20 protein-coding genes are annotated in these 22,543 nt (G+C 67.0%); 17 read left to right on the forward strand and 3 right to left on the reverse strand.

Annotated elements, in window-relative coordinates; all coding sequences use genetic code 11:
- Positions 1-80 precede the first annotated feature (80 nt).
- The 4 genes from AX708_RS14310 (at position 81) to AX708_RS14325 (ending at position 3,799) form a co-directional block, all read left to right on the forward strand.
- Positions 81-380 carry a hypothetical protein gene (locus AX708_RS14310; RefSeq protein ID WP_067490287.1) on the forward strand — a complete coding sequence of 100 codons (300 nt, stop codon included), beginning with the start codon at positions 81-83 and terminating at the stop codon, positions 378-380.
- Between the two features lie 135 nt (positions 381-515).
- Positions 516-1,568 (forward strand): hypothetical protein, encoded by a 1,053-nt coding sequence (locus AX708_RS14315; protein WP_156443257.1) that lies wholly within the window; start codon positions 516-518, stop codon positions 1,566-1,568.
- A gap of 28 nt (positions 1,569-1,596) precedes the next feature.
- A complete protein-coding gene (locus AX708_RS14320) occupies positions 1,597-2,040 on the forward strand; it encodes an META domain-containing protein (RefSeq protein ID WP_066525304.1) in 444 nt (147 codons plus the stop codon).
- Between the two features lie 88 nt (positions 2,041-2,128).
- Entirely contained in the window at positions 2,129-3,799 is a 1,671-nt protein-coding gene (locus tag AX708_RS14325) for an MFS transporter (protein ID WP_066525306.1), read from the forward strand.
- On the opposite strand, the gene acs is transcribed toward AX708_RS14325, so the two are convergent.
- Both acs and AX708_RS14335 read right to left on the reverse strand, forming a co-directional pair.
- Positions 3,796-5,727, reverse strand: coding sequence for an acetate--CoA ligase (gene acs / locus AX708_RS14330; RefSeq protein WP_066525310.1), 1,932 nt, complete (start codon positions 5,725-5,727; stop codon positions 3,796-3,798). The genes AX708_RS14325 and acs overlap by 4 nt on opposite strands.
- Positions 5,728-5,928: 201 nt before the next feature.
- Positions 5,929-6,612 (reverse strand): OmpW family protein, encoded by a 684-nt coding sequence (locus AX708_RS14335; RefSeq protein ID WP_066525312.1) that lies wholly within the window; start codon positions 6,610-6,612, stop codon positions 5,929-5,931.
- A gap of 147 nt (positions 6,613-6,759) precedes the next feature.
- Between AX708_RS14335 and AX708_RS14340 the strand changes: the two genes are divergently transcribed.
- The 12 genes from AX708_RS14340 to gdhA all read left to right on the forward strand — a co-directional run bounded on the left by AX708_RS14340 (position 6,760) and on the right by gdhA (position 18,537).
- On the forward strand, positions 6,760-7,524 hold the full coding sequence (locus tag AX708_RS14340) for a Crp/Fnr family transcriptional regulator (RefSeq protein WP_066525314.1): 765 nt from the start codon (positions 6,760-6,762) through the stop codon (positions 7,522-7,524).
- Positions 7,525-7,601: 77 nt separating this feature from the next.
- Positions 7,602-9,287: a cytochrome-c oxidase, cbb3-type subunit I gene (gene ccoN / locus AX708_RS14345; protein WP_066525316.1), complete on the forward strand. Its 1,686-nt coding sequence runs from the start codon at positions 7,602-7,604 to the stop codon at positions 9,285-9,287.
- A gap of 25 nt (positions 9,288-9,312) precedes the next feature.
- Positions 9,313-10,083 (forward strand): cytochrome-c oxidase, cbb3-type subunit II, encoded by a 771-nt coding sequence (gene ccoO, locus AX708_RS14350; protein ID WP_066525319.1) that lies wholly within the window; start codon positions 9,313-9,315, stop codon positions 10,081-10,083.
- The gene (locus AX708_RS14355; RefSeq protein ID WP_066525322.1) at positions 10,080-10,241 is read left to right on the forward strand and encodes a CcoQ/FixQ family Cbb3-type cytochrome c oxidase assembly chaperone; all 162 of its coding nucleotides are present in this window, start codon (positions 10,080-10,082) and stop codon (positions 10,239-10,241) included. The genes ccoO and AX708_RS14355 overlap by 4 nt, the downstream gene beginning before the upstream one ends.
- Positions 10,234-11,136: a cytochrome-c oxidase, cbb3-type subunit III gene (gene ccoP, locus AX708_RS14360; protein ID WP_066525325.1), complete on the forward strand. Its 903-nt coding sequence runs from the start codon at positions 10,234-10,236 to the stop codon at positions 11,134-11,136. Before AX708_RS14355 ends, ccoP begins: the two co-directional genes overlap by 8 nt.
- Positions 11,137-11,275: 139 nt before the next feature.
- Positions 11,276-12,730, forward strand: coding sequence for a cytochrome c oxidase accessory protein CcoG (gene ccoG / locus AX708_RS14365; protein WP_066525386.1), 1,455 nt, complete (start codon positions 11,276-11,278; stop codon positions 12,728-12,730).
- The gene (locus tag AX708_RS14370; RefSeq protein WP_066525328.1) at positions 12,730-13,185 is read left to right on the forward strand and encodes a FixH family protein; all 456 of its coding nucleotides are present in this window, start codon (positions 12,730-12,732) and stop codon (positions 13,183-13,185) included. The genes ccoG and AX708_RS14370 overlap by 1 nt, the downstream gene beginning before the upstream one ends.
- Positions 13,182-15,335: a heavy metal translocating P-type ATPase gene (locus AX708_RS14375; RefSeq protein WP_066525331.1), complete on the forward strand. Its 2,154-nt coding sequence runs from the start codon at positions 13,182-13,184 to the stop codon at positions 15,333-15,335. The genes AX708_RS14370 and AX708_RS14375 overlap by 4 nt, the downstream gene beginning before the upstream one ends.
- The gene (gene ccoS, locus AX708_RS14380) at positions 15,332-15,481 is read left to right on the forward strand and encodes a cbb3-type cytochrome oxidase assembly protein CcoS (RefSeq protein ID WP_066525333.1); all 150 of its coding nucleotides are present in this window, start codon (positions 15,332-15,334) and stop codon (positions 15,479-15,481) included. Before AX708_RS14375 ends, ccoS begins: the two co-directional genes overlap by 4 nt.
- A complete protein-coding gene (locus tag AX708_RS14385) occupies positions 15,478-15,705 on the forward strand; it encodes a hypothetical protein (protein ID WP_197425846.1) in 228 nt (75 codons plus the stop codon). Before ccoS ends, AX708_RS14385 begins: the two co-directional genes overlap by 4 nt.
- Positions 15,706-15,749: 44 nt before the next feature.
- Positions 15,750-17,060 carry a radical SAM protein gene (locus tag AX708_RS14390; RefSeq protein ID WP_066525335.1) on the forward strand — a complete coding sequence of 437 codons (1,311 nt, stop codon included), beginning with the start codon at positions 15,750-15,752 and terminating at the stop codon, positions 17,058-17,060.
- Between the two features lie 121 nt (positions 17,061-17,181).
- Positions 17,182-18,537 carry an NADP-specific glutamate dehydrogenase gene (gene gdhA / locus AX708_RS14395; protein WP_066525337.1) on the forward strand — a complete coding sequence of 452 codons (1,356 nt, stop codon included), beginning with the start codon at positions 17,182-17,184 and terminating at the stop codon, positions 18,535-18,537.
- 52 nt (positions 18,538-18,589) lie between these two features.
- Here gdhA and AX708_RS14400 read toward each other — a convergent pair whose 3' ends face one another.
- Entirely contained in the window at positions 18,590-19,702 is a 1,113-nt protein-coding gene (locus AX708_RS14400; protein WP_197425847.1) for a TetR family transcriptional regulator, read from the reverse strand.
- Positions 19,703-19,932: 230 nt separating this feature from the next.
- Here AX708_RS14400 and AX708_RS14405 point away from each other — a divergent pair, with 230 nt between their 5' ends.
- A complete protein-coding gene (locus tag AX708_RS14405; RefSeq protein ID WP_066525340.1) occupies positions 19,933-22,524 on the forward strand; it encodes a TonB-dependent receptor in 2,592 nt (863 codons plus the stop codon).
- Positions 22,525-22,543 lie beyond the last annotated feature (19 nt).

The raw sequence follows: 22,543 nt of genomic DNA on the forward strand, positions 1-22,543 counted from the left end.
AGCGCGCTGACACTCGTGTAAATAGCCACGCCAGTTGAGCCGGGTCACCGATGGTCCGGACCTTTAGGAGGAGATGGATCATGTCCGTTGCAGGTACCTACAAGACCACCGTCAAGAGCCCGATGGGCGACCAGTCCGGCACCCTCACCGTCGTGCCCGATGGCGACACCTTCTCGGGCTCGCTCGTCGGCAGCCTCGGCTCGATGGACATCGCCGGCGGCACGATCGAGGGCAACACCATCAAGTGGAAGATGAACATGGTTGTCCCCATGCCGATGACGCTCGATTGCGAAGCGACCATCGACGGCGACACGCTGACCGGCTCGGTCAACGCCGGCGCGTTCGGCGCGATGCCGCTGTCGGGCACCCGCGAGAGCTGATCGCGGGGTTCTTGAAAATTTAAACCTCCTGTGGCATATAGCGGTCACAGGAGGCTCCCCCTCCGCCGGAGTAAAGCCATGACCGCGCTTGAAGACAAAGAAGGCATCATGGGTAAGGCCAGCAAGGCTTAAACCTTGAAGCCTTCGGTTTCGCCGATTGGGGCCATCATATTGATAATTGCGAACGGCGCCTTATCGGGCGCCGTTTTTTTTGGTCTCGGCCTGATCGGTCTGGAGCTGATAACGCCATGGGGATGGGTGAACCTCGGGCTCATCCATCTGCTTTTCAGCTGGTACCTCGCCGATGGCCTCTTTGCGCGGCGCGCCATCTATCGCTTCTTCGGCTTGACCGAGCCATATATGCGCCATGCGGTGCGGTTCTGGCGGGCGATAGGCTTGCTTGCCCTGTTCCTGCTAGGTGTTGCCGCAACCATCGTGAAGCTGCAGCAGTCCGTCGCAGGGCAGCAGGACGAGATACCTCAGGACGCGATTGTGCCGCTGGCTGCGATCGTGACCGCCTTTCTGGCGAGTACGGGCGTACTGCTCACCCGCTATGAACAGGGCAAGGCAGATCGCACCAAAACGTCGCTCGATGCGATCCGCGAACAGCTTTACGGAACGCATCTCACGAAGGTGTACGACGACGTCCGGGAATTGACCTCGCTGTGCCGCAAGCAATTCGGCATCCAGAGCCGCGCACCCATTCCGGTTGCCTGCATGAAGATCCGCAAGCAAAAAAGCGGCTGGCTCGGTTCGCGTCCGACCGGGAACACGCTTGAATACTCTGTCGATCAGTTCTTCAACGCGCTCAACCAACTCGCCCTGGGTGTACGGATGGGCCACCTGGATCATACGACCGTCGAACTCTTGCTACGCCCCCGTTATCTCCTGTTCGGTTTTGTCTTCTTCGAATACATCAGGCAGGAAACAAAGGCCGAAGTGGAAAGCAACGGGCGCTGGCGATCACAGAACCGCACATGGGAGCACATGCTGTGGTTCACCTCCAAGCTGCCGATGCTGAAAGCCGACGGCACCGATTGGCAACGCATCGTGATGCCCCCGGACCATATAATCGGAGGCCAAAGCGACGAATTGCTGCTGCCGCCCCAGAGCAGCGCAGTCGGGCCATTCGGCATCGACTGGGATTTGATCGACAGTGCGATGAAGAAGCGCGAAAAGCCGATGTGATGTGCATGAAGACGAAAGAGGCGCCGCAATGACCATCCACCCCACTGCCGTCGCCGCCGTGCTTGCCGCTGGCCTTGCGCTTGCCGGATGCGCGACCATCCCCGATGCCCACCCGCTCGCCGGGACCGAATGGCGGCTTGTCGCGATCGACACCTCGGGCAGCACCACCACGCTCACTCCGGCACTGCAGGCGCGCCACACGGTCGCCTTTGCGGACGGGGGCGAGATGCAGCTGCGGCTCGATTGCAACCGCGGCCGTTCGAGCTGGACGGCCGGCCAGCCGGCCAATGGCGCGGGAAGCATCAGCATCGGCCCGGTGGCAAGTACGAAGATGCTCTGCCCCGAGCCCAGCTTCGGCGACGAGCTTGGCCGCCTGTCCGACGCGCAGCGCTACATCACCACGCTCGACAGCCGCCAGCTGGTGATCGAGACGCCGGACCTGCGCTTCACCTTCGCGTCCGCCAGCGAATAGCCTGCGCCATCCCCAACCCGCTGGGCGCGCTCCCTTGCCTTCACCGGCCGGAACGGCATGGTAGCGCTACAAAGGGAGACGGGGGACCATGACAGAAGCAGCCGCAGGTGCACTGCCCAAGCATCACGAGGCGAGCGCGACCGAAAAGCGCGTCATCCTCGCCTCGTCGCTGGGGACGGTGTTCGAGTGGTACGATTTCTATCTCTACGGCCTGCTGGCCACGATCATCTCGGCCCAGTTCTTTTCAGGGGTGAACGAGACCACCGGCTTCATCTTCGCACTGGCGGCCTTCGCGGCCGGTTTCGCGGTCCGGCCCTTCGGCGCACTGGTGTTCGGGCGGCTGGGCGATCTGGTGGGGCGCAAATACACCTTCCTCGTGACGATGGGCCTGATGGGCGCATCGACCTTTACCGTCGGCGTGCTGCCCTCCTACGCCGGCATCGGCGTCGCGGCGCCGATCATGCTGGTGCTGCTGCGGCTGATGCAGGGCCTGGCGCTGGGCGGCGAATACGGGGGCGCTGCGACCTACGTCGCCGAGCACGCGCCCAACAACAAGCGCGGGCTCTACACCAGCTTCATCCAGACCACCGCCACGCTGGGCCTGTTCGCCGCGCTGCTGGTGGTGATCGGCACCCGCACGGTGATCGGCGAGGATGCCTTCAAGGAGTGGGGCTGGCGCGTGCCCTTCCTCGTTTCGGCGATCCTGCTGGGCGTCTCGATGTGGATCCGCCTGCAGCTTCAGGAAAGCCCGGTCTTCCAGAAGATGAAGGAGGAAGGCACCAATTCCAAGGCACCGATCTCGGAAGCCTTCGGCACCTGGAAGAATGCCCGCTGGGCGCTGATCGCGCTGCTCGGCGCGGTCGCGGGGCAGGCGGTGGTGTGGTACACTGGCCAGTTCTACGCGCTGTTTTTCCTCGAGAAGATGCTGCTGGTCGACGGGGCAACCACCAACATCCTGATCGCGGTGGCGCTGGCCATCGGCACGCCGTTCTTCGTTGTCTTCGGCTGGCTGTCGGACAGGATCGGGCGCAAGAAGATCATCCTTGCCGGCTGCGCGCTGGCGGCGGTGACCTATTTCCCCGCCTTCCACCTGCTCGCCGAGGCCGCCAACCCCGCGCTCGCCCGGGCGCAGGCCGCCGCCCCGGTGAGCGTGATCGTCAACAACGGTGAATGCTCGGTCCAGTTCGACCCCATCGGCAAGAACAAGTTCGACGCCAAAAGCTGTGACATCGCCAAGTCCTTCCTCGCCAAGAGCGCGGTGAGCTACAGCAATGTGAGCGCCAAGGCGGGCGCCATCGCGCAGGTCAAGGTGGGCAGCCAGACCTTCACCGCGCCGGACCCGGCCAAGGTCACAGGCGAGGAGCGCAAGGCCGCGATCGAGGCCTTCCAGAAGGAAGTGAAGGCCGCGCTCGCCGCTGCCGGCTACCCTGCCAAGGCGGACCCCGAGGCGATGAACACGCCGCTGGTGGTCGCAGTGCTGACCTACCTCGTGCTGCTGGTGACGATGGTCTACGGCCCCATCGCCGCGCTGCTGGTGGAGCTGTTCCCGACCCGCATCCGCTACACCGCGATGAGCCTGCCCTACCACATCGGCAATGGCTGGTTCGGCGGCTTCCTGCCGACCACCGCCTTCGCGATGGTCGCGGCGACGGGGGATATCTACTACGGGCTGTGGTACCCCATCGGGGTCTGCGCGCTCACCGTTGTCGTGGGGCTGATGTTCCTCCCGGAAACCTTCCGCCGCAATATCGACGATTAGCGGTTCTGCCTGCCTTCGATCAGCCGCTCGACCAGCGAGGGATCAGCGAGGGTCGAGGTGTCGCCCAATGATCCAAAGTCATTCTCGGCGATCTTGCGCAGAATGCGGCGCATGATCTTGCCCGAGCGGGTCTTGGGCAGGCCATCGGTGAAGTGGATCACATCGGGCGTTGCGATCGGGCCGATTTCCTTGCGGACATGCTGTTTCAGCTCCGCGAGCAGCGCGTCGGTGCCCTCCTCGCCGACGTTCAGGGTGACATAGCAATAGATGCCCTGCCCCTTGATGTCGTGAGGATAGCCGACCACCGCGGCCTCGGCGACCTTGGGGTGGAGCACCAGCGCGCTCTCGACTTCCGCCGTGCCCATGCGGTGACCCGAGACGTTGATGACATCGTCGACCCGGCCAGTGATCCAGTAGTAGCCATCCGCGTCGCGCTTGCAGCCGTCGCCGGTGAAGTATTTGCCGGCATAGGTGCTGAAATAGGTCTGCACGAAGCGATCATGGTCGCCATAGACGGTGCGCGCCTGGCCGGGCCAGCTGTGGGTGATGCACAGGTTGCCCTCATTGGCGCCCTCGAGCACCCCGCCCTCGTTATCGACCAGCTGCGGGCGGATGCCGAAGAAGGGGAGCCCCGCGCTCCCCGGCTTCATGTCGTGCGCGCCGGGCAGCGTGGTGATCATGCAGCCGCCGGTCTCGGTCTGCCACCAGGTGTCGATGACGGGGCAGCGACCCTCGCCCACGACGTCGAAATACCAGCGCCACGCCTCGGGATTGATGGGTTCGCCAACCGAGCCGAGCAGCCGCAGCGAGGCGCGCGAGCGGCTGGTGACGTGGTGGTCGCCCTCGCGCATCAGCGCGCGGATCGCGGTCGGGGCGGTGTAGATGATGTTGACGCCGTGCTTGTCGACCACGTCCCAGAAGCGCCCGTGATCGGGGTAGTTGGGCACGCCCTCGAACACCACCGCGGTCGCAGCGTTCATCAGCGGGCCGTAGACGATGTAGGAGTGCCCCGTCACCCAGCCGATATCGGCGGTGCACCAGACCACCTCGCCCGGCTGGTAGTCGAAAATGTAGTGGAAGGTCGTCGCGGTCCACACTCCGTAGCCGCCGGTGGTGTGGAGCACGCCCTTGGGCTTTCCGGTCGAACCGCTCGTGTAGAGGATGAACAGCGGGTCTTCGGCGTTCATCACTTCGCAGGGGCACTCATCGTCGCTGGCAAGGGCGGCGAACCAGTGGTCGCGGCCCTCCACCATATCGATTGTGCCGCCGGTGTGCGGGATCACCAGCACGCCCGCGACGTGGGTTGCATGAGCGGCGAGGTTCAGGGCCGCGTCGACATTGGCCTTCAGCGGCACGCGCTTGCCACCGCGCAGGCCCTCGTCGGCGGTGATGACGAAGCGGCTGCCGCAGTCCTCGATCCGGCCCGCGAGCGCCTCGGGCGAGAAGCCGCCGAACACCACCGAATGCACCGCGCCCAGCCGCGCGCAGGCGAGCATCGCAACCACCCCCTCGAGGATCATCGGCATGTAGATCGTTACCCGCTCGCCGCGCGTCACTCCCAGCTTTTTCAGCGCATTAGCCATGCGCACCACCTCGGCATGGAGCTCGCCATAGGTGAGGCCGCGCGAGGGGCTTGCCGGATCGTCGGGCTCGAAAATCAGCGCGGTGCGGTCGGCGTGCTGCGGCAGATGCCGGTCGACCGCATTGTGGCACAGGTTCAATGCGCCATCCTCGAACCACTTGATCGCGACCGGATCATAGGCCCAGTCCCCGCCCACCGTCGGCGCCTTGGCCCATTCGAGCCGCCCCGCCTGCTCCAGCCAGAAGGCATCGGGCGTCTCCACCGAAGCGCGGTACATCGCCGCATACTGCTCGGGCGTGCAATGCGTAGGCGCGCCGGCCTCGGGCCGCGCTACGGCGTGGATCATCTCGACTCTCCCTTGTTCTCTTCTTGGCTACCAGCACGGTGCCTTGAGGCAAGAGGGTTCCGGTGATCCGCCGGTTCAGCGAAGATAACCTAATGCGCAATGTTTCACGTGAACCATTGCCAATCTGGTTATCGGTTAGACGCTCGCACATGCCCCGCCGGCCGCATCCGGCCAGCGGGGTCACGTGCCATGCCAATGCGGTCAGAAGCGGTAGCTCACGCCTGCGCTGACCAGCCACGGATCGAGCTTGTGCTCGGTCTCGATCGCCAGCGTGTTGCCCACGAACCAGCGCGCGGTGGTGTCGATGAAGTAGCGCTTGACATCGAGGCTGAGGCCGAACCCCTTGTCGCCCAGCGGCACGTCAATCCCCGCCTGCAGCGCAAGGCCCAGTTCGTTCGAGAGGTTGGTCTCGGTCACGCCCAGCGGCAGGGTCGCAGCGCCCGGATCGTCGCTCACCCACAGGAACAGCGCGGGGCCTGCGCCAACGTAAGGCTTCACGCCGCCGAGGTCGAAGTGGTACTTGGCGGTCAAGGTCGCCGGGATGAGCTTGGCGTCCGAGACCAGTTCGGCCCCGGCCGGAAGCCCCGCGACGGTGTCGACATCGTGCTGGGTGATCCCGGCGATGGTCTCGATCGAGATGTTGTCGGTCACGAACCATTCGATCGCCACGGTCGGCGTGACATTGTCGTTGGCCTCGGTCTGCAGGGTCGCGGGCAGGCCCGGCACGTTGACATTGATGTCGGTGATCGCCCCGTCGGGCGCCACGTAAGTGCCGAGCACCTTGAACTGGATGTCGCCGGCACGATCGCTTTCGCCGTCCTGCGCCATGGCAGGCGTCGCGGCGAGCGCCAGCACGGCACCGCCAAGCATCAGAAGTCGCTTCATTTTCTTGTCCTCACTGGCAGCAGTGGCCGCCCTCCGCGGCCCAGGATGGTTGCTGCCTGTGGGGGCCGGATAGCCCGAGGATTGCGCGCGCCTCATTGATCGGAATCAAAGACCATTGCGCCCGGGAAGGCCATTGCGGCATCCATCATGGCGACACTCAGCCCTCTGCCCCCAACCTCTCTGGCGCCCGCTATCGGGCTCGACCAGTTCCGCGCCGCGCTGCCGGACGGAACGGGCGAGGGCCGCGTGGCCGATGCGCTCTGCGCGCTCGGTGCGGCGGCGCAGCTGGCGCGCGGGCAGGAGCTGGCGCCCGATCCCGAGACCGACCGGCTGGTGTGGCTCGCGAGCGGCGCGGCCAAGCTGGTCGCGCGCGGGCCTGCGTCAGTCGCGACCGGAGCCCCCGGCGGACAGGTGCTCGCCTTCCACTTCGCGGGCGATCTCGTCTCGGTGCTGCGCCAGAAGGACGGCGATTTCCGGCTGGTGGCGCTGACCCCGTGCGATCTGGTGATCTTCCCCTCGGACGCTTTTCTCGACCACGCGCAGGGCGATCCGGTGGTATTGCGATCGGTGCTAACCCGCTCGCTTCAGGCACTGCACCGCTCGCGCACCCGGATGATGCAGATGGGGCACAAGTCCGCGGCGGCGCGGATCGCCGATTTCCTTGTCTCGATGGCCGAGCGGCTGGCCGATTGCACGGCCGGCACCTGCGCCTTCGCGCTGCCGATGAGCCGCCGCGACATCGGCGATTCATTGGGCCTCACGATCGAGACCGTCAGCCGCCAGCTCACCGAGCTGCGCGAGGCCGGGCTGGTCGAGACCGAGGGCCGGTCGAAGGTCGCGCTCACCGATGTCGCCGCGCTCGCGCGGATCGCCGGGCGCCGGCCCGAACCGGAGGACGGCGGCAAAAACTGAACCATTTTTGATTTCGGTCAAACACACGAGGCACGGGGGTGGGTTAGACGGCCTGCCGACGGAAGGGATAAATCAACATGGAAACAGTCGTTAAGCGGCTGGGCGTGTGGGCGTGCGTCCTCATGGCCAGTATCGCCGCCATCGCGCTCACCCCCGATAGCGGGTTCGCGATCCACATGGGGATCGTCGGCCTCGTGACGGTGATCCTGATCCTTGCCACGGCCACCAGCTACGATCCGCTGGCGCGCGTGCAGGGGATTTTCAAGATGCCTCCGGGGCCATCGCGCTATGACGACGACCCGATCCGCTGGGGCGTGATCGCGACGATGTTCTGGGGCATCGCCGGGCTGCTCGCGGGCGTGTTCATCGCCGCGCAGATGGCTTTCCCCGAGCTCAACATCGAGCCTTACCTCAACTTCGGCCGGCTGCGTCCGCTGCACACCAGCGCGGTGATCTTCGCCTTCGGCGGCAATGCGCTGCTCGCGACAAGCTTCTACGTCGTCCAGCGCACCTGCCGCACCACGCTGGCGCTGCCGGGCCTCGCGCGCTTCGTGTTCTGGGGCTACCAGTTGTTCATCGTGCTCGCTGCGACCGGCTACCTGCTCGGCATCAGCCAGGGCAAGGAATATGCCGAGCCCGAGTGGTATGTCGACCTGTGGCTGACGATCGTGTGGGTCGCCTATCTCGCGGTCTTCGTCGCGACGATCCTGAACCGGCGCGAGCCGCACATCTATGTGGCGAACTGGTTCTACCTCGCCTTCATCATCACCGTGGCGATGCTGCACCTCGTCAACAACCTGTCGCTGCCGGTGAGCCTGCTCGGCGCCAAGAGCTACAGCGCCTTTGCGGGCGTGCAGGATGCGCTGACCCAGTGGTGGTATGGCCACAACGCCGTGGGGTTCTTCCTCACCGCCGGCTTCCTGGCGATGATGTACTACTTCGTGCCCAAGCAGGCCGGGCGGCCGGTTTACTCCTACCGCCTGTCGATCATCCACTTCTGGTCGCTGATCTTCCTCTACATCTGGGCAGGCCCGCACCACCTCCATTACACCGCGCTCCCCGACTGGGCGCAGACGCTGGGCATGGTGTTCTCGGTGATGCTGTGGATGCCCAGCTGGGGCGGGATGATCAACGGTCTGATGACCCTGAACGGCGCGTGGGACAAGGTGCGCACCGATCCGATCATCCGCATGATGGTCCTCGCGCTCGCCTTCTACGGGATGAGCACCTTCGAAGGGCCGATGCTGTCGATCAAGGCGGTGAACTCGCTCTCGCACTACACCGACTGGACGATCGGCCACGTCCACTCCGGCGCGCTGGGGTGGAACGGGATGATCACCTTCGCCTGCATCTACTACCTCACCCCGCGCCTGTGGAACCGCGAGCGGCTCTACAGCCTGCGGATGATAAACTGGCACTTCTGGCTCGCGACGCTCGGCATCGTCTTCTACGCCGCGAGCATGTGGGTGGCCGGGATCACCCAGGGGCTGATGTGGCGCGAATATGGCGCGGACGGTTACCTCGTGAACAGCTTCGTCGACACGGTCGCGGCGCTCCACCCGATGTATGTCCTGCGCATGGCGGGGGGCCTGATGTACCTCACCGGCGCGCTCATCATGGCCTTCAACATCGCCATGACCATCGCGGGCAAGCTGCGCGAGGAAGCACCGATGGGCGAGACGGCACACGATCAGGCCGCCGATCGGCCGCTGCCTGTCCCCGCCCCCGCATTCGCCAACGCCAACGCCGAACCGGCCGAATGACCGCTCGGACAGGGAATCTGACACCATGAGCAACACCGCATCGCAACCGGGCGCCTTCGAGGGCCACAAGAAGCTCGAACGCAACGTCACCCTGCTCGCCGCGCTTACCCTTGGCGTGGTGGCGATCGGCGGGATCGTCGAGATCGCACCCCTCTTCTGGATCGACAACACGATCGAGAAGGTCGAGGGGATGCGCCCCTACACCCCGCTCGAGCAGGCGGGCCGCGACATCTACATCCGCGAGGGCTGCTACGTCTGCCACAGCCAGATGATCCGGCCCTTCAGGGACGAGGTCGAGCGCTACGGCCACTACAGCCTCGCCGCGGAATCGATGTACGACCACCCCTTCCAGTGGGGCTCGAAACGCACCGGGCCCGATCTGGCGCGGGTCGGCGGGCGCTATTCGGATGCCTGGCATGTCCAGCACCTCAAAGCCCCGCGCGAGGTGGTGCCCGAGAGCATCATGCCGAGCTACGCCTTCCTTGCCGAGAACGAGCTCCACGTCGCCGATCCGGCCGCGAACCTCGCCTCGCTCCGGGCGGTGGGCGTGCCCTATTCGGACAAGGACATCGCGCGCGCCGAGGCCGATCTGGAAGCGCAAGCCAACCCCGAGGCCGATGCGGGCGACCTCGCCAAGCGCTACCCCAAGGCGCAGATCCGCGACTTCGACGGCGATCCGAGCCGCGTGACCGAGATGGATGCGCTGGTCGCCTACCTCCAGATGCTCGGCACGCTGGTCGACGTGAACTCAGCCGCCGCGCAAGAAGAACTCACCAAGGCGGAGGCGGGCCGATGAGCCTCTACACCGCCTTGCGCCACTTCGCGGACAGCTACGGCCTGGCGGTGATCTGCGCGCTCTATCTGACCCTGTGCCTGTGGCACTTCCGTCCGGGCGCGCGGCGCTTCGTGGCAGATGCCAAGCACTCGATTTTCAGGGATGACGACCATGACTAAACGCATCGACGAGCCCACCGGCACCGAATTCGTCGGCCACGAATGGGACGGGATCGAGGAGCTCAACACGCCCCTTCCCCGCTGGTGGCTATACACCTTCTACGCGACGATCCTGTTCGCGATTGTCTACGTCGTGCTCTACCCGGCCTGGCCGCTGCTCGACCGGGCGACGGCGGGCACATTGGGCTGGTCGAGCCGGGGCGATCTCGCCGCCGAGATGCGTGCCGCCGATGCCGCGCGCGCCGGGGTGGTGGCGAAGATCGCCGCGACCCCGATCGAGGCTCTGCCCAATGATCCGCAGCTGATGCAGGCGGCCGTGTCCGGCGGGGCGGCGGCGTTCAGGGTCAATTGCGTCCAGTGCCACGGCGCGGGCGCGGCGGGATCGCCGGGCTACCCCAACCTCAATGATGACGACTGGATCTGGGGCGGCACCCTCACCGAGATCGAATACACCCTCAACCACGGCATCCGCTGGGATGCGGCGGCCGAGACGCGGAGCAACTTCATGCCCGCGTTCGAGGGCAGCTTCGATGCCGGGCAGGTGAATGCGCTTGCCGGTCACGTCCTGTCGCTTTCCGGCAAGGGCAAGCCGAACCCGGTCGGCGCGCAGATGTTCGCCGACAACTGCGCGGCCTGCCACGGGGCGGGCGGCGAGGGGCTGCCTGCGGTCGGCGGCCCGGCGCTGAACGATGCGATCTGGCTTTACGGCGGCAGCGCAACGGCGGTCGGCAAGCAGATCCTCGCCCCCCGCCACGGCGTGATGCCGGCGTGGCAAGGGCGGCTCGATCCGATGACGATCAAGATGCTTGCAGCCTACGTGCATTCGCGCGGCGGCGGGCAGGATCCCGCACCCGCTGTCCCCACACCGCATGCGCCGCAAGTCGCCGCCAAGTAGGACACCGGTCATGGCGCAAGCCGACGAGTTGGATCGCCCCGCGCCCCAAGCGCAAAAGCCGAAGCGCGACTGGGCCGGGGCGCTCGGGGCGGAGGGGGCCAAGGCTCCCGCGCCCACGGTCGAGGAGAGCGCGGGCTTCATGGGAACCGCGCTCTACGAGGCGGGGCGCACCGTCCACAACAAGCGGATCGACGGGCCTTTCCGGCGCTTCAAGTGGGCGATCATGGCGATCACCCTCACGATCTACTATGCGACGCCGTGGATCAGGTGGGACCGCGGGCCATACGCCCCCGATCAGGCGGTGCTGGTCGATCTGGCGAACCGCCGCTTCTACATGTTCGATATCGAGATCTGGCCGCACGAGTTCTACTTCGTCGCAGGCCTGCTCATCATGGCGGGCATCGGCCTGTTCCTGGTGACGAGCGCCGTGGGCCGCGCCTGGTGCGGCTATGCCTGTCCCCAGACCGTGTGGACCGACCTCTTCCAGCACGTCGACCGCTTCTTCGACGGCGACCGCAACGCCCGCGCGCGGCTCGACAAGGCGCCCTGGGGCGCGGCCAAGACCACACGGCGCCTCGCCAAGTGGGCGGTCTATCTCGCCATCGCCTTCTGGACCGGCGGCGCGTGGATCATGTATTTCGCCGACGCGCCGACGCTCACCCGCGACTTCTGGACTGGCACGGCCGACCCTATCGCCTACGCCACGGTCGCGGTGCTCACCGGCACCACCTTCTGGCTCGGCGGGTTCATGCGCGAGCAGGTGTGCATCTACATGTGCCCCTGGCCGCGCATCCAGACCGCGATGCTCGACGAGAAGAGCCTGATCGTCACCTACAAGGACTGGCGCGGCGAGCAGCGCGGCAGCCTCAAGAAGGCGGCGAAGAATCCCGGCGCCTACGGCGACTGTATCGATTGCCAGCTGTGCGTCGCGGTGTGCCCGACCGGGGTCGACATCCGCGAGGGCCAGCAGATCGGCTGCATCACCTGCGGGCTGTGCATCGACGCCTGCGACCGGGTGATGAAGGAGACCGGACGGCCCCGCGGGCTGATCGACTACGCGACCCTCGAACAATGCGACGCCGAACGCGCCGGCGCCCCCGCGCGCCCCGCATGGAAGGCGCTGCTGCGGCCGCGCGTGTTCGTCTATTTCGGCGTCTGGGCCGCGATCGGCGCGGGGCTCCTCTTCGCGCTCGGCACCCGCACCCATACCGACCTCACCGTGGCGCCCGATCGCAACCCGCCTTTCATGCTGATGAAGGACGGATCGGTCAGAAACGCTTACACGCTGCGCCTCAGGAACATGGAGGCCCGCCCGCGCGAGATGGTGCTCGCGCTCGAAGGCCTGCCCGCCGGTGCAGTAATGTGGACCGATGCGGTGAGCCTCGAGAACGCCGCGAAGACGCAGACCGTCTCCGTCGATGCCAACGCCACGAAGGTGCTGCGCGCCTATGTGATGCTCCCCCCGGGGACCGCGGGCGACGATGACGGCCTGCCCTTCACCTTCCGCCTCACCAGCCGCGACGAACAACGCGAAAGCGATGCGCAGCAAACCACCTTTGCCCAACCTACCTCAACGTCGCCGGAGGACAATTGATGGCTCGCCCGATTTCCCGCTTCACCGGCAAGCACATGGCCGCGATCTTCGTTGGCGGCTTCGCCATCGTCATCGCGGTGAACCTGCTGATGGCGAGCATCGCGGTCGGGAGCTTCCACGGCACCGTGGTCGACAACTCCTATGTCGCGAGTCAGAACTACAACGGCTGGCTCAAGCAGGCCGCCGCCTCGAAGGCGCTGGGCTGGCAGGCGGTGCCGCATCGCCGCAATGATGGCCGCGTGGTGGTCGAAACCCTCGCCGTCCCCGCAGGCGCGCAGATCACCGGCACGGCGGAACATCCGCTGGGCCTGCGCGCCGATACGCCGCTGACGTTTGCCCCGCTCGGCAAGGGCAGCTGGGTCTCGAACCAGACCATCGCGCCGGGCCGCTGGCGGTTACGCCTCGCGATCCGCGCCGGGGACGAAGCCTGGGCAGGGGAGGCCGAACTCCGGTGAACGCGCCTGCTCTCCCCCTTGCCTTTCGCGAAGGCGCAGCCGAGCGCCCCCTCGCCACAACCCGGCTGACTGTGCCCGGCATGAAATGCGCCGGCTGCATCGGCAAGATCGAGCGCGAGCTCGCCAAGACCCCCGGCATCGCCGCCGCCCGCGCGAACCTCTCGGCGAAGCGGGTCGCGATCAGCCATGATCCAGCGCTGGACGAGGGGGCGCTGGCAGCGGCGCTGCTCTCGCTCGGGTTCGAATCCCAGCCGGTCGCCGACAACCCGCTCGCCAGTGACGATGCCGAACGCAAGCGCCTGACCCGCGCGCTCGGGGTCGCGGGGTTCGGGATGATGAACATCATGCTGCTCTCGGTCAGCGTCTGGTCGGGCGCGGACGGGGCGACGCGGGCGCTGTTCCACTGGCTCTCGGCCGCCATCGCCCTGCCGGTCGTCGCCTATGCCGGGCGGCCCTTCTTTGATAGCGCATGGATGGCGCTGCGGCACCGGCGCACCAACATGGACGTGCCGATTTCGATCGGCGTGATCCTCGCGACGGCGATGTCGCTCTACGAGACGGTCACCGGCGGGGCGCACGCCTTCTTCGACAGCGCCGTGATGCTGCTCTTCTTCCTCCTCGCCGGACGCGCCCTCGATGCCGAGATGCGCACCCGCACGCGGGCCGGGATCGGCGCCTTGCTCGGCCGCATGGGCAAAAGCGCCAGCGTGATCGGCCCCGACGGCACCGCGCGCCGGGTGGCGGCAGAAGACCTCACCCCCGGCATGCTGGTGCTGGTCGCGGCCGGAGAGGCGCTGGCGGCGGACGGCGAAGTCGTGGAGGGCAGCAGCACGCTCGACAATGCCATGCTGACCGGCGAGAGCGCGCCCGAAAGGGTCGGGCCCGGATCGGTCGTCCACGCGGGCGCGATCAACCTCTCGGCCCCTTTCAGGATGCGCCTGACCCATGTAGCCGAAGACACCGCGCTTGCCGAAATCGCCCGCCTGATGGACGAGGCCGGGCAATCGCGCTCGGCCTATGTCCGTATCGCCGACCGCGCTTCTCGGCTCTATGCGCCGGTGGTGCACGCGCTCGCGCTGCTCGCCTTTGCGGGGTGGATGATCGCCGGGGCAGGCTGGCACGCATCGCTGACCATCGCGATTGCCGTGCTCATCATCACCTGCCCCTGCGCAATGGGCCTCGCGGTCCCCGCCGCGCAGGTCGTGGCGAGCGGGGCGCTGATGCGGCGGGGCCTGCTGGTGAAGGACGGGAGCGCCCTCGAGCGCCTCGCCGAATGCGATCTGGCGGTGCTGGACAAGACCGGCACGCTGACCCTCGGCACCCCGCGCGCCGACGTGAGCAAGCTCGATGCCGAGGCCCGCGCCGTCGCCCTCGCCCTCGCCCAGACGAGCCGCCACCCGCTGAGCCGCGGCCTTGCCGCCGCGCTGCTGCGCGAGGGCGTGACCCCGGCCGCGGTGGAGGATGTGAGCGAGGTCAGCGGTGCGGGCCTCCAGGGTCGCTGGCAAGGTCTGGCGGTGGCGCTCGAGAAGCCCGAAGGCGAAGCCGAGGGCTCCCTCGCCACCTCGCTCAGGATCAGCGAGATCCGGCAGGTCATTCCCTTTGCCGATCCCCTGCGCCCCGATGCCGCCGCCGCCCTCGCCGCGCTCGCGGCCGAGGGCCTGCCCGCCCGCATCCTCTCGGGCGACCGCGCCGGGCCCGTCGCCGCCATCGCCGCCGCGCTCGGCATTCCCGCCGATGCGGAGGCCGACCCCCGCGGCAAGCTCGCCGCGCTCGAGGCGCTCAAGACCGCCGGGCACCGCCCGCTGATGGTCGGCGACGGCCTCAACGACGGCCCCGCGCTCACCGCTGCCCACGCCTCGATCGCGCCCGGCACTGCGTCCGACGCCAGCCAGCAGGCCGCCGACGCGGTGTTCATCGGCGAGGCGCTGATGCCGGTCGCGATGGCGGTCAGGGTGGCAAAGGCGACGATGCGGATCGTGCGGCAGAATTTCGGCTTTTCCATCGCCTACAACGCGCTCGCGGTGCCGCTCGCGCTGACCGGGCAGGTGACGCCGCTGGTCGCCGCGATTGCCATGTCGGTGTCCTCGCTGGTGGTGATTGCCAACTCGCTGCGGCTGGCCGGAGCCGCCAAGGAGCCTCTGCCGACATGACCGGGCTTGCCTTCCTGATCCCCATCGCGCTCGGCATGGGCCTGCTCGGCCTTGCCGCCTTCCTGTGGTCGATGCGCGAGGGGCAATATGACGACATGGAAGGGGCGGCCAGCCGCATCCTGATCGACGAGGAGGATGCCCCGTGAACCTCCTCCCCCTCGCGCTCGCGGCGCTGGTGCCGGTGATGGTCGGCCCCCTGCCTGCCGAGCCGGGCAAGACACTCACCATGCACCTGTGCAACGGCGGCACGATCACGATCCCGCTGGACGACGGCGGGCCGGCGCAGAAGGGCGACTGTCACCCCAAGGGCTGCCACGCGGGCACCTGCCGCGAGAGAGACCAAACAAAACTTCCCAAACGGACTATTTGATCTCGCGCAAAGACGGGGTGCGGCGGGAACGCTCTAAGCGCCTCATGTGGACATACATTCCCGAGCTGCTCGCGACCCCCGTGCCGCGCTACACCAGCTACCCGACCGCGGCGGACTTCGGCCCGCTGGAACACGGCGTCATCGAGCGCGCCATCGCGGGGGCGAGCGGGGACATCTCGCTCTATCTCCACATCCCCTTCTGCGAGAAGATCTGCTTCTACTGCGGCTGCAACACCGCGGTCTCGGGCAAGCGCGCGCGGGTCGAGGCCTATCTCGCCGCGCTGCATCAGGAAATCGCGACCATCGGCAGCCTGCTCCCCCAAGGCGCGCGGGTGCGGCGCATCGCCTTGGGCGGGGGCAGCCCCAACGCGATCCTGACCGGCGAGTTTCTTGGCCTGGTCGAGGCGCTCCACGCCCACCTTCCGCTCGCCGCCCCCGAATGGTCGATCGAGCTCGACCCGCGCAGCCTCACCGCCGAATGGAGCGCGGTGCTCGGCACCACCGGCATCACCCGGGCGAGCATGGGCGTGCAGACCTTCGCCGCCCATTGCCAGAAAGCGATCGGGCGCGAGCAATCGCTCACCATGATCTGCCGCAGCACCGACTGGCTGAGGAAGGGCGGGGTCACCTCGCTCAATTTCGACCTCATGTACGGCCTCCCCCACCAGAGCGAGGCCGATCTCGAGGACAGCCTCGAGATGACCCGCAAATTGGGCGCGGACCGGATCGCGGTGTTCGGCTATGCCCATGTCCCCCACCTCGTCCCGCGCCAGACGATGATCCGCGAAGGCGACCTGCCGGGCGCCGCGGCGCGCTTCACCATGGCGAGCGAGGCGCACCGCATCCTCACCGCGGGCGGCTATCAGGCGATCGGTTTCGATCACTTCGCCCTCCCCCACGATCCGATGGCGCGCGCGGCGCAGACCGGCAGGCTGCGGCGCAATTTCCAGGGCTTCACCGATGACCCTTCCGAGGTGCTGATCGGCATGGGCGCGAGCGCGATTCATGGCTTCCCCGGCCTCCTTGCCCAGAACGAGAAGCACACCGCGACCTATCGCCAGATGAGCGAGGCAGGGCGGCTGTCGGCCGGGCACGGCATTGTCCGCTCGACCGAGGACCAGCGCCGCGGTGCGGTGATCGAGGCGCTGCTGTGCCGGGGCGAGGCGGTCCTGCCCGATGACCTGCTTGCCGGGGTCGCCGACCGGCTTGCCCGCTTCACCGACGAGGGCCTGGCCAGCCTGCGCGGCCGCCACCTTGCCATCGCGCCCGCCGGCCTGCCCTACGCCCGCGTAATCGCCGCGCTGTTCGACGCCTACCGCGCCGCCGCCCCGCGCAAGTTCTCCTCGGCGATCTGAGCGCCTCTCCCCCCTGACGGTCTGCCATGGAAGCGCCATGATTTCGGCAGATGGTGATGCCGCAAATCGACAAGCGAGGAGCACACGGGGCGCGTATAGTCACGATCAGGGGGGAATCATCATGGCAGTTACCGATCACGTCGACCTCAATGGCTTCATGGAGGGCGTCAAGAAGCGCAATCCGCACCAGCCCGAATTCGTCCAGGCGGTCCAGGAAGTGGCCGAGGACATCTTTGAATTCATGGAGGACAAGGAGGAATATCACTCCCAGCAGATCCTCCGCCGCATCGCCGAGCCCGACCGCGTGGTGTCCTTCCGGGTGTGCTGGGAAGACGATGCCGGCAACATCCGCGTCCAGCGCGGCTGGCGCGTCCAGAACAACAACGCGATCGGCCCCTACAAGGGCGGGATCCGCTTCCACCCGAGCGTGACCGAGTCGGTCCTGAAGTTCCTCGCCTTCGAGCAGACCTTCAAGAACGCACTGACCGGCCTGCCGATGGGCGGCGGCAAGGGCGGCAGCAACTTCAATCCCAAGGGCAAGAGCGTGCGCGAGATCATGCGCTTCTGCCAGAGCTTCATGACCGAGCTCTACCGCCACATCGGCGCCGACATCGATGTGCCCGCGGGCGATATCGGCGTGGGCGGGCGCGAAATCGGCTTCATGTTCGGCCAGTACAAGCGCATCACCAACAACTTCACCGGCGTTTTGACCGGCAAGGGGCTGGAATGGGGCGGGTCTCTGATCCGCACCGAGGCGACCGGATACGGCGCGGTCTATTTCCTCGCCAACATGCTGGCGACCAAGGACGAGGACCTCGTCGGCAAGACCGCGGTGATCTCGGGCTCGGGCAACGTCGCCACGCACGCGGCGGAGAAGATCGTCCAGCTCGGCGGCAAGGTGCTGACCCTGTCGGACAGCGGCGGCTTCATCCATGACCCTGACGGGATCACCCAAGAGAAGATCAACTGGGTCAAGGAGCACAAGACCCACCGCCGCGGCCGGATCGAAGAATATGTCGAGGCCTTCCCCAGCGCGACCTTCCATGCGGGCAAGACCCCGTGGGGCGTGCCCTGCGACGTTGCGCTGCCCTGCGCGACGCAGAACGAGCTGCTCGGCGAGGACGCGAAGACGCTGGTGGCGAACGGCTGCCGCGCGGTGAGCGAAGGCGCGAACATGCCGACCGATCTCGACGGGGTGCACACCTTCAAGCACGCCAAGATCCTCTACGCCCCGGGCAAGGCCTCGAACGCGGGCGGCGTCGCGGTCTCGGGCCTCGAGATGAGCCAGAATTCCGAACGCCGTTCGTGGAAGGAGGACGAGCTCCAGCAGATGCTCAAGGACATCATGTCGGGCATCCACGATTCCTGCATCAGGTATGGCGATCAGGGCGGCGGCTATATCGACTATGTGAAGGGCGCGAATATCGCCGGCTTCAAGAAGGTCGCCGACGCGATGCTGGCCTTCGGGGTGGTGTAGCCATCAGGCCGCAAGGAAGCGGGCTCCGCGCGGCCTGCGCGCGGAGCCCTTGTCACGTTCTGGGAAGGAACGAGCGCAGCGCGGCCTCGGCCGCAGCGCGCTGGGCTTCGGGAGGATCGGCGGCGTGGGCCGCGCGGTGGCCGATGCCCCTCAGGATCGCCGAGAAGGCCGCGACCAGCGAGGCGGGCGGCACCTCGCCGCCGAGGAGCTGCGTGAGCGCCCAGGTGCCGCTCGGGTCCTCCATCGATCGTACCACGCCGCGCAAAGGCGCATGGTCGGCGCCGTTGTAGATCGCCCGCTCGATCTCGTCATAGGCGGCCAGCACCGGCTGGCTCCCCGCAAGCACCGCGTCGAGCATGATCGTGAGCATCTCTTCGGGCGCGAAGCGCTGGGCCTGGAACTGCTCGGGATCTCCGCCCAGCGCCTCGCGCTCGTACAGCCGGTGGAGCGCGAGCGCGAGCAGCTGGCTCTTGGTTCCGACCAGGTGGACGACCTTGCCGAGCGTCACGCCCGCGCGTGCGGCCACGGCGCGGAAGGTGACCCCGGCGTGGCCCTGTGCGGCCAGCAGATCGGCGGCCGCCTCGGCAAGCCCCGCGCGCTCGCCCGCACCCGGCTTGACCGGCTCGCGGTATTCGGCGCGCGCGACTGCGCGGTGCGCGGTGCGCACGCCCTCATCCCCGAGACGCCGCGCGCCGAGCCAGGCCACGAGCGCGGTGGTGGTCTCCTCGAGCAAGGCGCGGTCGATCACCGGGTTCCAGACGAGAAGGTGCCGCGCGCCCTCGCCATGCGCGTAGCAGGCGACCGCATCGGCATGATCGCCGAGGCCGATCAGCGCGGCGAGCCGGGTCCAGAACTCGCGGTGGCTGCGCTCCCATTCCGGCCCCGGCGCATGACGCGCGGCCATGGCGAGCGGGCGCTGGAGCGCGGCCCAGTCGGCGATGGTGGCGGTGATGACGGCGGCCTGCAAGGCGGGTGTGACCGTCACCTGCGCAAGTGGCGCGAGCACTGCCAGCCGCCCTGCCATCCATCCCTCCGCCTGGGTGAGGGCAGTGGCCGAGGCAGCAGCGTACAAACGTTCCATATCACCAAAGTGATAGTGGATCGCGGCCTGCGCCGAGCGCGCCTCGTGGACCAGCGCGCGGACGGAGATCTGGTCGATCGGCATCGCGGCCCACATTCCGAGCAATGCGTCAATCAGGCGTAATTCTGTCGGTTTCGCGGCAGTTTCACGTCTGCAATCTAACCGTATCGCGACAATTTCCTGTGTCTTCCCCATGGAAACGCAACACCTTCGCTCATCTCGGCATGCATCGGGCCGCTGCCGGGCCTTTGTCACATCGCTTACTTACAAGCGTTCTAACCCCACCCCGAATCCGATCAAGGGGGCGATTGTCGATGTTCACCGATACCATTCGTTTCACGCGCAATTTCTGGCTCGCCGGCGCAGGCCTGACCGCGCTCGCCATCGCCGCGCCCTTGCAGGCCCAGGACAATGCCGCCGAAGAGCTCGCAGCCGAGGACGTCAACGAGATCATCGTCACCGGCTCGATCCGCGGCTCGCTCGAGAACGCGACCGAGACCAAGCGCCAGGCGGTGAACCTCGTCGATGTCGCCACCGCCGACTCGGTCGGCCGCTTCCCGGATGAAAACGTCGCCGCCGCCCTCGCCCGCCTGCCGGGTGTCGCAGTGCAGCTCGACCAGGGCCAGGCGCGCTACATCCAGGTGCGCGGTGCGCCGAACCGCTGGACTTCGGTGAGCATCGACGGCCTGCCCCAGACCGGCACCGACGAAGGCGGCGGCGAGCGCGCCTTCCGCTTCGATGCGGTGCCCGCCGTTCTGCTCCAGCAGCTGGTGGTCAACAAGACCCTCACCCCCGACATCACGGCCGAGGCGATCACCGCGCTGGTCGATCTCCAGACCTTCTCGCCGATCGATGACGGCAAGGCCGGCTTCGGCGTCACCGGCGATGCGGGCTACGGGCTGATGAGCCTCGGCGAAGGCCAGCAGCGCTCGGGCTCGCTGCGCGTGTCGTGGACCAATGACCGCGTCGGCTTCGCGCTGGGCGGCTCGCACTACCTGCGCGATCAGGTCACCGACAACCGCGAGGCGGGCTACGACGCCAACGGCATTCCGATCGATATCGACATCCGCAACTACGAGCTGCGCCGTCAGAACAACGGCCTGTTCGGCGCCTTCGAGTTCCGCCCGTCGAACGATCTCAAGTTCTTCGTGACCGGCATCTTCACCGAATTCCGCGACCGCGAGGAACGCCACGCCTACGAGATCGAGATCGGCGAGGCCGCCGCGCGCGGCACCCGCGGGTTGCTGACCGGCAGCCTCGACAACGTCTCGATCACCACCAACTACAATGACGGTCTCTACATCAACCAGAACTACATCGGTTCGGCCGGGTTCGACTGGCAGACCGACGAGGCGGGCCTCAAGGGCATCATCGGCTACACCCGCACCGAGAACACCACCGATCTGCCGCTGATCCAGTCCTCGATCCGCGGGGTCAGCGTCGACTATGACCGCACCGCCGACGCGCGCTTCCCGGTCGTGCGGCTGTTCCGCACCGTCAACACCGCCGGCGTGTTCTCGCGCGGGGCGGAGCTGACCGCGATCCCGATCACCGAGCAGAACCTGCCGCGCACCGTGCTGATCCCGATCGTCCAGGGCGTGACGTCGGATGCCTATTCGGGCCGGCTCGATGGCTGGAAGCAGCTTGGCGACGTCAAGCTTTCGGGCGGGCTCTATGCGACCAAGCGCGACATCAGCGGCAACAACATCGGCATCGGCGGCGTGGTGTCGCTCGCGGCGACCGGGTTCAACCCCAACGGCTTTGCCACCGACCGGGCATGGGACACCCAGTTCCCGCTCGGCGTGAGCATCAACTACGTCGATACGAAGGCGATGAACCGCTCGCTGCAGGAAGCGCTCGCGCGCAACAATATCAACCCGGCCAATTTCGTGCTGCCGACCTCGTTCTACGATCAGGAAGAGCGCATCTACGCCGGCTACGTGATGGCGCAGTGGAATTCGGGCCCGCTGCAGGTGGTCGCCGGGGTGCGCGCCGAACAGTACGAGATCGACAATGCCGGGACCGTGCTGGTCGGCGCGGTCCGGACGCCGCTCGCAGTCTCGCAGGATTTCTTCGACCTCTTCCCCAGCCTCAACATCCGCTACGAGGCGACCGACAAGCTGGTGCTGCGCCTCGGCGGACAGCGCGGTGTCTCGCGCCCGGCCTATGCCGCGATCCGCGTCGGCGCCTCGATCAGCGACACCGCCGCGACGATCAGCGGCGGCAACCCCTTCCTCACCCCCGAATACACCTGGGGTCTGGACGTGTCGGCCGAATATTACTTCGCCAGCAACGGCATCGCTTCGGTCACGGGCTTCCATCGCTGGGTCGAGGATGTGCTCTACCAGAGCCAGCAGCGGGTCGGTTCGGACCTTTACGACAGCAATGGCATCGACCGGTCCAACTACCTGCTCGGGTCGACGTTCAACGGCGAGAGCGGCAAGCTCTACGGGGTCGAATTCAACATCGAGACCCAGTTCGATTTCCTCCCCGGCGCGCTTGCAGGGTTCGGGGTGCAAGGCAACCTCACGCTGCTCGGCGGCGATTTCGATGCGCGCAATGCGGCCGGCCAGATCGAGACCTTCGCGTTCCAGGGCCTGTCGGACACGGTGCTCAACGCCTCGGTGTTCTACGAATATGCCGGCCTGTCGCTGCGGGTCGCCTACCAGAAGCGTTCGGACTTCCTCGACACCCTGGGCGGGCTTGGCGCGGGCGAGTTCCGGCAGGGCTTCGAGAACCTCGATGTCACCGCGCGCTATGCGATAACGCCGAACATCACCCTGTTCGCCGATCTCGCCAACCTGACCGACGAGACCTATGTCGCCTACGAAGGCTCGCCCGCGACGCCATCGGAAGTCGAACGGATCGGCGAGCGCTATCTGTTCGGCGTGCGCTTCAACTTCTGACCATTCGAGAGGACCAGCC

The organism is Erythrobacter sp. CCH5-A1 (assembly GCF_001557115.1).
Taxonomy (GTDB): domain Bacteria; phylum Pseudomonadota; class Alphaproteobacteria; order Sphingomonadales; family Sphingomonadaceae; genus Erythrobacter.

What these genes read in the sequence shown, in the direction of transcription:
- AX708_RS14310 (WP_067490287.1), top strand. Translation starts at nt 81, where the DNA reads ATGTCCGTTGCAGGTACCTACAAGACCACCGTCAAGAGCCCGATGGGC.
- AX708_RS14320 (WP_066525304.1), top strand. Translation starts at nt 1,597, where the DNA reads ATGACCATCCACCCCACTGCCGTCGCCGCCGTGCTTGCCGCTGGCCTT.
- AX708_RS14325 (WP_066525306.1), top strand. Translation starts at nt 2,129, where the DNA reads ATGACAGAAGCAGCCGCAGGTGCACTGCCCAAGCATCACGAGGCGAGC.
- acs (WP_066525310.1), bottom strand. Translation starts at nt 5,727, where the DNA reads ATGATCCACGCCGTAGCGCGGCCCGAGGCCGGCGCGCCTACGCATTGC.
- AX708_RS14335 (WP_066525312.1), bottom strand. Translation starts at nt 6,612, where the DNA reads ATGAAGCGACTTCTGATGCTTGGCGGTGCCGTGCTGGCGCTCGCCGCG.
- AX708_RS14340 (WP_066525314.1), top strand. Translation starts at nt 6,760, where the DNA reads ATGGCGACACTCAGCCCTCTGCCCCCAACCTCTCTGGCGCCCGCTATC.
- ccoN (WP_066525316.1), top strand. Translation starts at nt 7,602, where the DNA reads ATGGAAACAGTCGTTAAGCGGCTGGGCGTGTGGGCGTGCGTCCTCATG.
- ccoO (WP_066525319.1), top strand. Translation starts at nt 9,313, where the DNA reads ATGAGCAACACCGCATCGCAACCGGGCGCCTTCGAGGGCCACAAGAAG.
- AX708_RS14355 (WP_066525322.1), top strand. Translation starts at nt 10,080, where the DNA reads ATGAGCCTCTACACCGCCTTGCGCCACTTCGCGGACAGCTACGGCCTG.
- ccoP (WP_066525325.1), top strand. Translation starts at nt 10,234, where the DNA reads ATGACTAAACGCATCGACGAGCCCACCGGCACCGAATTCGTCGGCCAC.
- ccoG (WP_066525386.1), top strand. Translation starts at nt 11,276, where the DNA reads ATGGGAACCGCGCTCTACGAGGCGGGGCGCACCGTCCACAACAAGCGG.
- AX708_RS14370 (WP_066525328.1), top strand. Translation starts at nt 12,730, where the DNA reads ATGGCTCGCCCGATTTCCCGCTTCACCGGCAAGCACATGGCCGCGATC.
- ccoS (WP_066525333.1), top strand. Translation starts at nt 15,332, where the DNA reads ATGACCGGGCTTGCCTTCCTGATCCCCATCGCGCTCGGCATGGGCCTG.
- AX708_RS14390 (WP_066525335.1), top strand. Translation starts at nt 15,750, where the DNA reads ATGTGGACATACATTCCCGAGCTGCTCGCGACCCCCGTGCCGCGCTAC.
- gdhA (WP_066525337.1), top strand. Translation starts at nt 17,182, where the DNA reads ATGGCAGTTACCGATCACGTCGACCTCAATGGCTTCATGGAGGGCGTC.
- AX708_RS14400 (WP_197425847.1), bottom strand. Translation starts at nt 19,702, where the DNA reads ATGCCGATCGACCAGATCTCCGTCCGCGCGCTGGTCCACGAGGCGCGC.
- AX708_RS14405 (WP_066525340.1), top strand. Translation starts at nt 19,933, where the DNA reads ATGTTCACCGATACCATTCGTTTCACGCGCAATTTCTGGCTCGCCGGC.